Genomic DNA, 12,103 nt, shown 5'->3' with positions numbered 1-12,103 from the left:
CGCCTGGCTTGCGCCGGCGGCTTTTCGAAAGACAACAGGATCGATTACTTGATCTTGGTTTCTTTGTAGATCACGTGCTTACGTGCCTTAGGGTCGAATTTGGTGATTTCCATTTTCGCCGGCATCGTGCGCTTGTTCTTGGTGGTGGTGTAGAAGTGACCCGTGCCTGCAGTCGATTCCAGCTTGATTTTGTCGCGGCCAGTTTTTGCCATGATAGCTCCCTAATTAAACTTTTTCGCCACGAGCACGCATGTCGACCAGCACGGCATCGATGCCGAGCTTGTCAATCAGGCGCAGGCCGGCGTTCGACAAACGCAGCGAAACCCAGCGGTTTTCCGATTCGACGTAGATACGACGATTCTGCAGGTTAGGCAGGAAACGACGCTTCGTTTTGTTGTTAGCGTGGGAGACGTTGTTACCAACCATCACACCCTTGCCGGTTACTTGGCAAACACGTGCCATAGTGCACTCCTTAAATATGTTCCAGAACTGGAAAAACGAAAGTATAGCGCGAAAAACGACGCGGAATCAATCACTTGCGAAAAACAATAGTTACATATTCTGATAAGAATATTTAACAATTGTAGATGAGTGTGCTTCTGGACGGGTAAGCCCCTGTTTACGCGACGTAATTTCTGTCAATAATGGAACCGGCCGCTGGTGGCAAAATCGTCACAACTGCCCATTCTCGGCAAAAGAATGGACGTGTGAACCGGCCACCACGAAGTGATCGAGCACCCGGATATCCACGAGCGACAGCGCCTGCGTAAGCGTGCTTGTGAGCCGCAGATCGGCGTCGCTCGGCTCGGCCACGCCCGAAGGGTGGTTGTGCGCCAGGATCACGGCCGCCGCATTGCGCCGCAGCGCCGCCTTGACTACTTCGCGCGGATACACACTCGTGTGCGTGAGCGTGCCCCGAAACATCTCATCGCAATTGATCAGGCGATTCTTCACATCCAGAAACAGCACGATGAACGACTCATAGGTGCGCAGCGCGAACTGGCTGCGCAGATAGTGCCGCACCGCTTCAGGCGAGCACAATGCTTCCCTGCAAAACTGTTCGGCCACCGCGCGCCGCGCCAGTTCGAGCGCCGCCTGCAGTTGCGCGTACTTTGCCGGCCCCAGCCCGTGCAGGCGCCCGAACTCGCCGGCATCGGCATGCAGCAGCCGCTGGAGCGAACCGAAGTGGGCGAGAGTGTCGCTCGCCAGTGTCACGGCGCTTTTGCCGGCCACGCCAACGCGCAGGAAGATCGCCAGCAATTCGGTGTCCGACAACGCCGCCGGGCCGTCGCGCAGCAAGCGCTCGCGGGGGCGGTCCTGCTCAGGCCAGTCGCAAATTCCCATCATGATTCCTCGCCAAAAAAAGAGGCAGCCCGGGCGCAAGCTGCGCGCGTGGCTTACAATAGCGCTTTGCCCTACCGGGGCTGCCTGCACTAACAAGGAACGTCGCAAAGAACATGTCCAACGCTGCTCCTGTCGTCAATGAATCTTCGTATCTCACACTGCATTACCGCCTGGCTGTTGCCGGTGGTTCTGATGTGATCACCACCTTCAATGGCACCCCGGCGACTTTGCTGCTGGGCCAGGGCCAGCTGGCGCCGTTCCTTGAAGCACGCCTGCTCGGCCTGCCCGAAGGCACGCACCAGACCTTCGAGCTCAGCGCGCAAGAAGCGTTCGGTGAACGTAACCCCGAACTGATCCAGTCGGTGTCGAAGGCGACACTGGAAGAAAATTCGGTGCCGGGCGCCGACTACCATGTCGGCGAAGTGGTCGAGTTCAACGCGCCGAAGGGTGGCCGATTTGCCGGCGTGCTGCTGGAAATGCGCGACGATTCAGCCGTGTTCGACTTCAACCATCCGATGGCTGGCCGGGCCCTGCAGTTCGAAGTGAAACTGATCTCGGTGCTGTAAAGGAAGACTATGGAAAATGAGATTCTGCTTGCCCAGCCGCGCGGCTTTTGCGCCGGCGTGGACCGCGCCATCGAAATCGTCGAGCGCGCCCTGACCCAGTTCGGCGCGCCGATCTATGTGCGCCACGAAATCGTGCACAACGCCTATGTCGTGGCCGACCTGCGCACCAAGGGCGCGATTTTTATTGAAGCGCTCGAAGACGTCCCGCCCGGCAACACGCTGGTGTTCTCGGCCCACGGCGTATCCAAAGCCGTGCGTGCCGACGCCGAAGCGCGCGGCCTGACCATCTTCGACGCTACGTGCCCGTTGGTGACCAAGGTGCACGTCGAAGTGGCGAAGATGCGCAAACTCGGCGCCGAGATCATCATGATCGGCCACGATGGCCACCCGGAAGTCGAAGGCACGATGGGCCAGGCCGAAGAAGGCATGCACCTGGTCGAGACGGTTGCCGATGTCGAGAACCTGCAAGTGCGCAATCCCGACCTGCTGGCGTATGTCTCGCAAACCACGCTGTCAGTCGACGACACGGCCGACATCATCGCCGCGCTCAAGGTGCGTTTCCCGAACATCATCGAGCCCAAGAAGGGCGACATCTGCTACGCCACCACCAACCGCCAGGAAGCCGTCAAGTTCCTTGCGCCGCAGGTCGAAGTGGTCATCGTCGTCGGCAGCCCGAACAGCTCGAACTCGAACCGCCTGCGCGAAGTGGCCGACAAGATGGGCACGCCTGCCTATATGGTCGACAACGCGGCCGCCATCGATCCTGCCTGGATCGTGGGCAAGAAGCGCATCGGCGTCACCGCCGGCGCATCGGCGCCGGAAGTGCTGGTCCAAGCCGTCATCGACCGCCTGAAGGAATTGGGCGCAGCGAGCGTGCGCGCCCTTGAAGGCGTGGAAGAACATGTGACCTTCCCGCTGCCCAAGGGCCTGGACGGCGTGCGCCAGGTTGCCTTCAAGGTCGAAGGCTGAACATTATTTTTAGTTCGGTCAGAAAACAAAATTTGCTACTGCCCTGATTAACCGTTGTTAGTTTTCCGGGAGCCAAGCTATGATGGCGGCGCTCAAAAATATCGGAGCGGTGCGCTGACAGGCGCGTTGCGCGGCCGCAGATCATAGTAAAAAGCAGCGGCCTCAGACCATGAGCGGCACGTCGGGATACCCCGGCGTGCCGTTTTTTGTTATTGCACAACAGGCGAAACGATGGAAACTTTTATCCAACAATTACTGAACGGCCTCGTGCTCGGCAGTATGTATGCGCTGGTCGCCCTCGGTTACACGATGGTGTATGGCGTCCTTAACCTGATCAATTTCGCCCACGGCGACGTGCTGATGATCGGCGCCATGATCGGCCTGACGATCCTGCAAATGCTTGAAGCCTATGTGCCCGGCCTGCCTGGGTACGTGCAACTGGCAGTGGCGATCCTCGGCGCGATTCCCGTTACCATGCTGGTCAATATCCTGATCGAACGGGTGGCGTATCGCCGCCTGCGCAATGCGCCGCGCCTGGCGCCATTGATCACGGCCATCGGCGTGTCGATCCTGCTGCAAACGTTCGCGATGATGATCTGGGGCCGCAGCCCGATTCCGTTCCCGCAACTGCTGTCGTCCGAACCGATCATGATTGGCGGCGCGATGATTTCGCAAACCCAGGTGTTGCTGCTGGTGCTGGCTGCGCTGGCGATGGGTGCCCTGGTGCTGCTGGTCGAGCGCACCAGGATGGGCCGCGCGATGCGCGCCGTCGCCGAGAACCCGCGCGTGGCCGGCCTGATGGGCGTCGACGCGAACCGCGTGATTGTCGCCACCTTCGCCATCGGCGCGGCGCTGGCCGCCGTGGCCGGTGTGATGTGGGGCGCCAATTACGCGTCGATCACGTTCACGATGGGCGTGCTGCCGGGCCTGAAGGCGTTCTGCGCCGCGGTGCTGGGCGGCATCGGCAATATTTATGGCGCCATGATCGGTGGGCTGCTGCTTGGAATCATCGAAGCGTTGGGCGCCGGTTATATCGGCGACCTGACCGGCGGCTTCCTTGGCAGCCACTACCAGGACATCTTCGCCTTCGTGGTGCTGATCCTCGTGTTGACCCTGCGTCCGTCCGGCATCATGGGCGAACGCGTGGCCGACCGCGCTTGATTTCAAGGAGCAGACCATGGCACTCCTGACTTTCGACACCCAGCACAAGCCGCGCCAGGCCTACACCAGCATGGCGATCGTGCTGGTGCTGCTGCTCTTCCCGTTCTTTGCCGCCCAGTTCGGCAACTCGTGGGTGCGCATCATCGACATTGCGCTGCTGTACATCATGCTCGCGCTCGGCCTGAACATCGTGGTGGGCTTTGCCGGCCTGCTCGACCTGGGCTATATCGCCTTCTTCGCCGTTGGCGCCTATCTGGTCGGCCTGTTTTCTTCGCCGCAGTTCGCCGCGCTGCTCGAGTCGGTGATCTATTACTCGCCGGTCATCGGCGAGGCACTGGTCGCATTCTTCGGGCCCGAGATCCAGCAAAACGGCATCCACCTGTCGCTGTGGGCGATCGTGCCGCTGGCGGCCCTGTTCGCCGCGCTGTGCGGCGCGCTGCTGGGCGCCCCGACCCTGAAGCTGCGCGGCGACTACCTCGCCATCGTGACGCTTGGCTTCGGCGAGATCATCCGCATCTTCATGAACAACCTGAACGACCCGATCAACTTCACCAACGGGCCGCAGGGGATCAATATGATCGACCCGATTCGCATCTTCGGGGTGTCGCTGGCCGGTGAGACCGGTTCCAACGCCACCGTCCACATCGGCAGCTACGCGATGCCTTCGGTGAACGCGTATTACTTCCTGTTCCTGGCGCTGGTGATCCTGTCGATCTTTGTCACCAGCCGCCTGCAGCATTCGCGCCTGGGCCGCGCCTGGGTGGCAATTCGTGAAGACGAGATCGCGGCCAAGGCGATGGGCATCAATACCCGCAACGTCAAGCTGCTCGCCTTCGCGATGGGCGCGTCGTTCGGCGGCGTGGCCGGCGCGATGTTCGGCGCGTTCCAGGGCTTTGTCTCGCCGGAATCGTTCTCGCTGACCGAGTCGATTGCCGTGCTGGCGATGGTGGTGCTCGGCGGTATCGGCCACATCCCGGGCGTGGTGCTGGGTGGCGTGCTGCTCGCGGCCCTGCCGGAAGTGCTGCGCCACGTGGTCGATCCGCTGCAAACGGCGCTGTTCGGCAAGGTGATCATCGAAGCCGAAGTGCTGCGCCAGTTGCTGTATGGCCTGGCGCTGGTGCTGATCATGCTGATCCGCCCGGCCGGCCTGTGGCCGTCGCCCAACAAGGAAGAGCGTCCGAACGCCGCGCTGGCGCGTGAAGACGAAGAAGCTTCGACCGCATGAACGCGCAGGGAACCGAGATGAGCGAACAAGTCATTCTGAATATTGCCGGCGTCAACAAGCGTTTCGGCGGCCTGCAGGCGCTGACCGACGTCGGCATCCAGATCAGGCAGGGCCAGATCTATGGCCTGATCGGCCCGAACGGCGCCGGCAAGACCACGTTTTTCAATGTGATCACGGGTCTCTACCAGCCCGACAGCGGCACGTTCGAGCTGGCCGGCAAGGCCTATTCGCCGTCGGCCCCGCATGCCGTGGCCAAGGCCGGCATCGCGCGCACGTTCCAGAACATTCGCCTGTTCGGCGAGATGAGCGCGCTGGAAAACGTGATGGTCGGGCGCCATGTGCGCACCAGACAGGGCGTGCTCGGCGCGATCCTGCGCCACAAGGCCGCGCGCGAAGAAGAAGCCGCGATCCGCATCCGCGCCCAGGAATTGCTCGACTTCGTGGGCATCGGCCAGTTTGCCAACCGCACGGCGAAGTTCTTGTCGTACGGCGACCAGCGCCGCCTGGAAATCGCGCGCGCGCTGGCCACCGATCCGCAATTGCTGGCGCTGGACGAACCGGCGGCCGGTATGAACGCCACCGAAAAACTGGGTCTGCGCGAACTGCTTGTCAAGATCAAGGCGCAGGGCAAGACCGTGCTGCTGATCGAACACGACGTGAAACTGATGATGGGCCTGTGCGACCGCATCACGGTGCTCGAATACGGCAAACAGATCGCCGAAGGTCTGCCGGCTGACATCCAGAAGAACCGGGCCGTGATCGACGCTTATCTGGGAGGTGCCCACTGATGGAAGCAATGATGGGTGAAACGATTCTGCAAATCTCGGGCCTGAAAGTCGCGTACGGCGGCATCAAGGCGGTCAAGGGTGTCGACCTGCAAGTGGCCAGGGGCGAACTGGTCACGCTGATCGGCGCCAATGGCGCCGGCAAGACGACGACCCTGAAAGCCATCACCGGCACACTGCCACCGTGCAAGGTTGAAGGCGACATCAGTTATCTGGGCAAACCCTTGCGCGGCACCCAGTCGTTCCGCATGGTCCAGCAAAAGCTGGCGATGGTGCCGGAAGGGCGGGGGGTGTTCACCCGCATGTCGATTCACGAAAACCTGTTGATGGGCGCTTACACGCGCAATGACCAGGCCGGGATCGATGCCGATATCGAAAAATGGTACACGGTGTTCCCCCGCCTGAAAGAGCGTGCGGGTCAATTGGCCGGCACGCTCTCGGGCGGCGAGCAGCAGATGCTGGCGATGGCGCGCGCCCTGATGTGCCATCCGACGCTGCTGCTGCTGGACGAACCGTCGATGGGCCTGTCGCCGATCATGGTCGAAAAGATTTTCGAGGTGATCCGCGATGTGTCGCAGCAGGGCATCACGATCTTGCTGGTGGAGCAGAACGCCAAGCTGGCGCTGCAGGCCGCCCACCGTGGTTACGTGATGGAGTCGGGCGAGATCATCATGACCGGCAATGCGCGCGATATGCTGACCGATCCCCGCGTGCAGGCGGCGTACCTGGGCGAATAAGTGATGCAGACGTAAAAATGGCCGGGACGCGCAAGCGACCCGGCCATTTTTTTGCTTATCGACGATTAAGCAGCGGCAGCAGCCGTCGCCGAGGTAGCGGCGTTGGTAGCTTTGGCAGCGCTGGCCGAGAATTGCGACACGGCGGCGTTCATATTGGTTTCGATGGTTTCGACAGCCTGCTTCGAGGTCTTGCTGAACTGCTCGTAGCCCGCGTTGGCGTTGCTGATCGCGGTCTTGACGGCGGCGACGAAGTTTTCCGAACCGGCTGGCGCGTTCTTGCTCACTTCATCGACCAGCGAAATCACCTTGCGATTGGCTTCGACGATCTGGCTTTCGGCCGCCTTCGAGAATTCGGCGCCGGTGCCGCTGGCGATCGAGGCCAGTTGACGGCTGTAGGCCATGGCCTTTTCGGCGCTCGGCTGGGCCTGGGTAGAGGCCAGCGAGAAAAATTCTTGTGGGTCTTTGGCGCTCAGCAGCTTGGTCGTGAGCGCCGACGATTCTTCGAGGCTGGCGCGTGCGGTGCTGATGTTCAGGGCGACCAGTTTCTCGACGCTCTCGAACGTCTTGGACGTCAGCGACGAAAACAGGGCGAATTGCGATTCCAGGCTGGTCTTGGTGGCGGTCGAAAACTGTTCAGGGATTGCAAACATGAGGCTCTCCAAAATGTTACGTTTCGTGAATGGATTATTGCTCGGACAGGGGCAGGTTCTTCGGACAACACGACGAGACTCTTATTTTGTGCACCGCAACAGGGCAGATTTTGTGCCACTTCGTTTGAAGCGTCAAGCGATTTTGATGCATTGCACCATCCGGGCCACATAATGTCTAAGAATGCATTTGGTTTAAGAAAAGTCAATTGATCTAGCGCAAACTCGATGCTCGACAACGTGGCCTGAACAGCAACGAAAACCCCGTGATAGACTCCAATCTTGTGTTTACTTCAAAAGTCGGTGTTATTGTCGGCACCATGCCTCGACCCATGTCAAACCGCGCAACATTGCCGCTCGCTTCCACGACTACCCCGGCGACCCCATGGCTGTCGCCAGTGCCGCTGTTCTTTGTGCTGTTATGGAGTTCCGGGTTCATCGTCGCCAAGTTCGGCCTGCCGTATGCGCCGCCGCTGACCTTCCTGATCGTGCGCTGCCTGGGCGTGCTGGCCGTATTGCTGCCAATCGTGCTGATCTGGCGTGCACCATGGCCGCGCGGCCAGATCCTGCACGTGGCGCTGGCCGGTTTGCTGCTCCAGGCCGGGTATCTGGGCGGCGTCTGGGCTGCCATCAACCTGGGCATGCCCGCCGGGCTGACGGCCCTGATCGTCGGCATGCAGCCGATTCTCACGGCCGCGGCCGCGCCACTGATCGGCGAGCGCGTACGCCGTCTGCAGTGGGTCGGTTTGTGCCTGGGCTTGTCGGGCGTGGGCCTCGTCGTGTATGCCAAACTCGGCCTGGCCGGCGTGTCGCCCGCCGCGCTGGCCCTGTGCCTGTTCGCGCTGCTGAGCATTACGACCGGCACGATGTACCAGCGGCGCTTTTGTCCGCAATTCGATTTGCGCACTGGCACAACGATCCAGTTTGGCGCCACGGTGCTGGCTTTGACGCCGCTGGCCATCTGGCTGGAAGACCTGGATCCGGCGTTCACCCGCATCACCTGGAGCGGCGAGTTCGTACTCGCCTGGGTGTGGTCGGTGTTCGCGCTGTCGATCGGCGCCATCTTCTTGTTGTTTACGTTGATCCGGCGCAGCCAGGCCACCGAAGTGACGAGCCTGATGTACCTGACCCCGCCCACGACCGCCATCATGGCCTGGCTATTGTTTGGCGAATCGTTCAGCCTGCTCGGCCTGGTCGGAATGATCGTCGCCGTCACCGGCGTCGCCTTTGTTGTCAGGAAACCAGGGAGTTCCCCATGATCAGCAGTCCCAGCCAGGAAGCGGTGGATGCCGCCATCACGTCGCGCCGCTCGATCCGCGCCTTTCTCGACAAGCCGGTGGAACGCGACGAGATCGCCCGTATCCTCGATGTCGCTGCGCGCGCGCCGTCCGGCACGAACACGCAGCCGTGGAAGGTGTATGTGCTCACTGGCGCGGCGCGCGAGCGGCTGTCGAACGCGATCCTGGCCGTCAATGCCGACCCCGAGCAGGCGCGCGGGCATACCGAGGAATACGCCTACTATCCGCGCGAGTGGACGGCGCCCTACATCGACCGGCGCCGCAAGGTGGGCTGGGATCTGTACAGCCTGCTTGGCTTGAAACGCGACAACAAGACCGGCATGGCGGCCCAGCACGCCCGCAACTACGCCTTCTTCGACGCGCCAGTGGGCCTGATCTTCACGATCGACCGCATCATGGCGCAGGGTTCGTGGCTCGACTACGGCATGTTCTTGCAAAGCATCATGGTGGCAGCGCGTGCGCGGGGCCTGGATACCTGTCCGCAAGCGGCGTTCACGCAGTATCATCGGATCATTGCGGGCGAACTCGGGCTGCCGGCCAACGAGATGGTGGTGTGCGGCATGGCGCTCGGCTGGGCCGATTCCGGGCGGATCGAAAACACCCTGGTGACCGAGCGCGAACCGAGCCACAGTTTCGCCCGTTTCATGGATTAGTGTAAAGACCGTCAATATCCTGTTGATATCAATAGGAAAATTGTTTTCGGCATCCTGTTGTTTTAAGTTGGATATTGCCGCACAGAACGTACAATCTGCTTGCGGTTGAACGACGATCCGCTACACTTCACTACGTATCTCATCTGTTCGGGTCAGGGGCTTCATCATGTTCAAACTTGCTGTGGCTGCCGTTGTTGCTGCCTTATTTACGTTTTCACCGGTGCAAGCCGCCGGCGCTGGCGCCGGTGCCGGCGCGGGTGCGACCGAGCAGGCCAAGAAATCCTCCGTCGCCAAGAAGAAAGTCAAACGCAAGGTCGTGCGCAAGGCCGCGGCCAAAACCAAGCGCGCCAAGCGCCAGGAAGTGGCCGCCGTGAGCGAGCGCCCACGCATGGTGCGCCGGGTCAAGATGGTGCGTGGCAAGCGCGTCGTCACCTATCAGCCGGTGCGCGTTGCCGCTGCTGCCGTGGCGACCGGCGTCGCGGCCAAGACTGTCGGCGATATGGCAGGTCTGGACAACACGGCCGATCCGTTGGCGCTGCGCTCGAACGTGGCCTATGTGATCGACCAGAACAGCGCCGAAGTGCTGTTCGAGAAAAACGCCAATGTCGCGCTCCCGATCGCATCGCTGACCAAGCTGATGACCGGCATGGTCGTGATGGACGCCAAACAGGACCTGGACGAAGTCTTGCGCGTGACCGACGCCGACGTCGACCGCCACAAGTTCAGCAGCTCGCGCCTGCCGGTTGGCGCCAATATGACGCGCCGCGAACTGCTCCACATCGCCCTGATGAGTTCGGAGAACCGCGCCGCCTCGGCGCTGGGCCGTAATTATCCGGGCGGTATCAATGCCTTTGTCGCCGCGATGAACGCCAAGGCGCGCGAGCTTGGCATGCGCGACACCCATTACGTCGATTCGAGCGGCCTGTCGAGCCGCAACGTCTCAAGCGGTCGCGACCTGGCCAAGCTGGTCATGGCGGCGCACGGCGATCCGGTGCTGCGCGAATTCTCGACCACGCCGAACTCCACCGTGCAAGCCAGCGGCCGCACCATGCACTACCGGAATACCAATTATCTGGTGTCGCTGCCTGACTGGAATATCGGCCTGCAAAAGACCGGCTTCATCAACGAAGCAGGGCGCTGCCTGGTGATGCAGGCCATGATCCATGGCCGCAATGTCGTGATGGTATTCCTCGATTCGAAGGGCAAGATGTCGCGCACCGCTGACGCCGGCCGCATTCGCCGCCTGATCGAGTCGCTACCCGACCGGATGGATGTCGATGCCATTCGGCCATCGACCATTACCGCCAGCGCGCCGGGGTTGACGCGCTAGCTTACGGCTGTCACACCGCTGTCACACCGTCGGCATCGGCCGATACCCCAGCGTCGACGAAATCCGCGCCGCCGTCTGTACCAGGTCATCGAGCCAGTCTTCTTGCAGGCGATCGGCCGGCGCCGAAATCGACAATCCCGCCACCAGCTTGCCGCTGTCATCGTGGATGCCTGCCGCCATGCAGCGCACGCCCAGTTCCAGCTCTTCATTGTCGCGCGCATAGCCGCGCGAGCGCACCAGGCTCAGTTCACGTTCCAGCCGCGCCAGCTCGGTGATCGAGTTGCGCGTGTGGCCCGCCAGACCCGTGCGGGTGGCGTAGGCGCGCGTGGCTTTGATGTCGTCCACCGATAGAAACAGCTTGCCGGTCGAGGTCAGGTGCAGCGGACCGCGCCCGCCAATGGCGCGCACGACCTGCATGCCGGAGCGCTCCGAGAAGGCGCGGTCGATGTACACGATTTCGTCGCCCTGGCGCACCGACAGATTGACGGTCTGCTGCGTCTTGCGGTGCAGGGCGCGCATGGCGTCAAGCGCCGCTTCGCGCACCGACAGCCGGCTCTTGACCACGTTGCCGAGTTCCAGCAAGCGCATGCCCAGGCGATACGTGCCCGGCTCGACCCGGTCGACGAAGCGCGTGACGACCATGTCGTTGAGAATACGGTGCGCGGTGGACGGGTGCAGGCCCGACACGCGCGCCAGCTCCTTGAGGCTGACCGGATCGGAAAAGCTGGCCAGGGCATCCAGCAGTGACGTCATGCGTTCAATCACCTGGATGGAGGTCTTGGCGGGTTGAGGCGTTTCCATTTTCATATTGTGGTTGGTGCGGTGCGGTAGGCCCATTCTTTATACCATGATGTGAAACGCTGGCGCAAACCTGCTCTTGCATTGTTGGCTCGATTGCCACATGCTCACTTCGAGGATGCATAATGCTGTTCCCGCATCCTCATTGGACAACAATGGAAAACCCGATCAGCGAATTCAAGACCTTGCGTGGCCTGGAGCGCATCGGCGCCGCCTGCCGCAATACGTGGGATGGCCTGCGCTGGGCCTGGCGCAGCGAAGCGGCGTTCCGGCAAGAGGTGGTGCTGATCGCGGTGGCCAGCGTGATTGCGCTGCTGTTGCCAGTGTCGGGCTTCCAGCGCCTGGCCATGATCGGCGTGCTGGTCGTGCTGCTGATCGTCGAGCTGATCAATTCGGCGATCGAGGCGATCGTCGACCGCATTTCGCTCGAGCGCCATCCATTGTCGAAAGCGGCCAAGGATCTCGGCAGTGCCGCGGTCGCCCTGACGCTGCTGCTGGCGTTCGCCGTCTGGGCCGTCGTCCTCTACAACCGCTTCATGTAAGCAATGCAACGCGCGCTGTCCGTACCGGACGGCGACCCGAACAAGTTT

15 protein-coding genes are annotated in these 12,103 nt (G+C 61.7%); 10 read left to right on the top strand and 5 right to left on the bottom strand.

Going from position 1 to position 12,103, the window contains the following annotated elements; all coding sequences use genetic code 11:
- Positions 1 to 44: 44 nt before the first annotated feature.
- The 3 genes from rpmG to radC all read right to left on the bottom strand — a co-directional run bounded on the left by rpmG (position 45) and on the right by radC (position 1,344).
- Complete coding sequence (rpmG, locus tag AB2N08_RS09290; RefSeq protein WP_005665735.1) at positions 45 to 212, bottom strand: 50S ribosomal protein L33; 168 nt, start codon at positions 210 to 212, stop codon at positions 45 to 47.
- A gap of 13 nt (positions 213 to 225) precedes the next feature.
- Positions 226 to 462 (bottom strand): 50S ribosomal protein L28, encoded by a 237-nt coding sequence (rpmB, locus tag AB2N08_RS09285; protein WP_183555830.1) that lies wholly within the window; start codon positions 460 to 462, stop codon positions 226 to 228.
- Positions 463 to 672: 210 nt separating this feature from the next.
- Complete coding sequence (gene radC, locus AB2N08_RS09280) at positions 673 to 1,344, bottom strand: RadC family protein (protein ID WP_367610418.1); 672 nt, start codon at positions 1,342 to 1,344, stop codon at positions 673 to 675.
- Between the two features lie 113 nt (positions 1,345 to 1,457).
- Here radC and AB2N08_RS09275 point away from each other — a divergent pair, with 113 nt between their 5' ends.
- The 6 genes from AB2N08_RS09275 (at position 1,458) to AB2N08_RS09250 (ending at position 6,787) form a co-directional block, all read left to right on the top strand.
- Positions 1,458 to 1,910, top strand: coding sequence for an FKBP-type peptidyl-prolyl cis-trans isomerase (locus AB2N08_RS09275; protein WP_367610352.1), 453 nt, complete (start codon positions 1,458 to 1,460; stop codon positions 1,908 to 1,910).
- Between the two features lie 9 nt (positions 1,911 to 1,919).
- The gene (gene ispH, locus AB2N08_RS09270; RefSeq protein WP_367610351.1) at positions 1,920 to 2,879 is read left to right on the top strand and encodes a 4-hydroxy-3-methylbut-2-enyl diphosphate reductase; all 960 of its coding nucleotides are present in this window, start codon (positions 1,920 to 1,922) and stop codon (positions 2,877 to 2,879) included.
- 231 nt (positions 2,880 to 3,110) lie between these two features.
- The gene (locus AB2N08_RS09265; RefSeq protein ID WP_367610350.1) at positions 3,111 to 4,040 is read left to right on the top strand and encodes a branched-chain amino acid ABC transporter permease; all 930 of its coding nucleotides are present in this window, start codon (positions 3,111 to 3,113) and stop codon (positions 4,038 to 4,040) included.
- A gap of 16 nt (positions 4,041 to 4,056) precedes the next feature.
- Positions 4,057 to 5,265, top strand: coding sequence for an ABC transporter permease subunit (locus AB2N08_RS09260; protein WP_367610349.1), 1,209 nt, complete (start codon positions 4,057 to 4,059; stop codon positions 5,263 to 5,265).
- 17 nt (positions 5,266 to 5,282) lie between these two features.
- Complete coding sequence (locus AB2N08_RS09255) at positions 5,283 to 6,053, top strand: ABC transporter ATP-binding protein (protein ID WP_367610348.1); 771 nt, start codon at positions 5,283 to 5,285, stop codon at positions 6,051 to 6,053.
- 11 nt (positions 6,054 to 6,064) lie between these two features.
- Complete coding sequence (locus AB2N08_RS09250; RefSeq protein WP_367610347.1) at positions 6,065 to 6,787, top strand: ABC transporter ATP-binding protein; 723 nt, start codon at positions 6,065 to 6,067, stop codon at positions 6,785 to 6,787.
- 65 nt (positions 6,788 to 6,852) lie between these two features.
- Here AB2N08_RS09250 and phaP read toward each other — a convergent pair whose 3' ends face one another.
- A complete protein-coding gene (gene phaP, locus AB2N08_RS09245) occupies positions 6,853 to 7,437 on the bottom strand; it encodes a TIGR01841 family phasin (protein WP_367610346.1) in 585 nt (194 codons plus the stop codon).
- 329 nt (positions 7,438 to 7,766) lie between these two features.
- On the opposite strand from phaP, the gene AB2N08_RS09240 reads away from it, so the two are divergent.
- The 3 genes from AB2N08_RS09240 to pbpG all read left to right on the top strand — a co-directional run bounded on the left by AB2N08_RS09240 (position 7,767) and on the right by pbpG (position 10,715).
- A complete protein-coding gene (locus AB2N08_RS09240) occupies positions 7,767 to 8,693 on the top strand; it encodes a DMT family transporter (RefSeq protein ID WP_367610345.1) in 927 nt (308 codons plus the stop codon).
- On the top strand, positions 8,690 to 9,385 hold the full coding sequence (locus AB2N08_RS09235) for a nitroreductase (RefSeq protein WP_367610344.1): 696 nt from the start codon (positions 8,690 to 8,692) through the stop codon (positions 9,383 to 9,385). Before AB2N08_RS09240 ends, AB2N08_RS09235 begins: the two co-directional genes overlap by 4 nt.
- A 166-nt stretch (positions 9,386 to 9,551) precedes the next feature.
- Positions 9,552 to 10,715 carry a D-alanyl-D-alanine endopeptidase gene (pbpG, locus tag AB2N08_RS09230; protein ID WP_367610343.1) on the top strand — a complete coding sequence of 388 codons (1,164 nt, stop codon included), beginning with the start codon at positions 9,552 to 9,554 and terminating at the stop codon, positions 10,713 to 10,715.
- A 21-nt stretch (positions 10,716 to 10,736) separates the two neighbouring features.
- Here the strand turns inward: pbpG and AB2N08_RS09225 are convergent, their stop codons facing one another.
- Positions 10,737 to 11,522 carry an IclR family transcriptional regulator gene (locus AB2N08_RS09225; RefSeq protein WP_367610417.1) on the bottom strand — a complete coding sequence of 262 codons (786 nt, stop codon included), beginning with the start codon at positions 11,520 to 11,522 and terminating at the stop codon, positions 10,737 to 10,739.
- A 146-nt stretch (positions 11,523 to 11,668) separates the two neighbouring features.
- On the opposite strand from AB2N08_RS09225, the gene AB2N08_RS09220 reads away from it, so the two are divergent.
- A complete protein-coding gene (locus AB2N08_RS09220) occupies positions 11,669 to 12,055 on the top strand; it encodes a diacylglycerol kinase (RefSeq protein WP_367610342.1) in 387 nt (128 codons plus the stop codon).
- Positions 12,056 to 12,103 lie beyond the last annotated feature (48 nt).

The sequence above is a fragment of the Massilia aurea genome, assembly GCF_040790145.1.
GTDB lineage: Bacteria > Pseudomonadota > Gammaproteobacteria > Burkholderiales > Burkholderiaceae_D > Telluria > Telluria aurea_C.
Note: the sequence above shows the minus strand (reverse complement) of the source record. Positions and strands in the feature narration are given on the sequence as shown.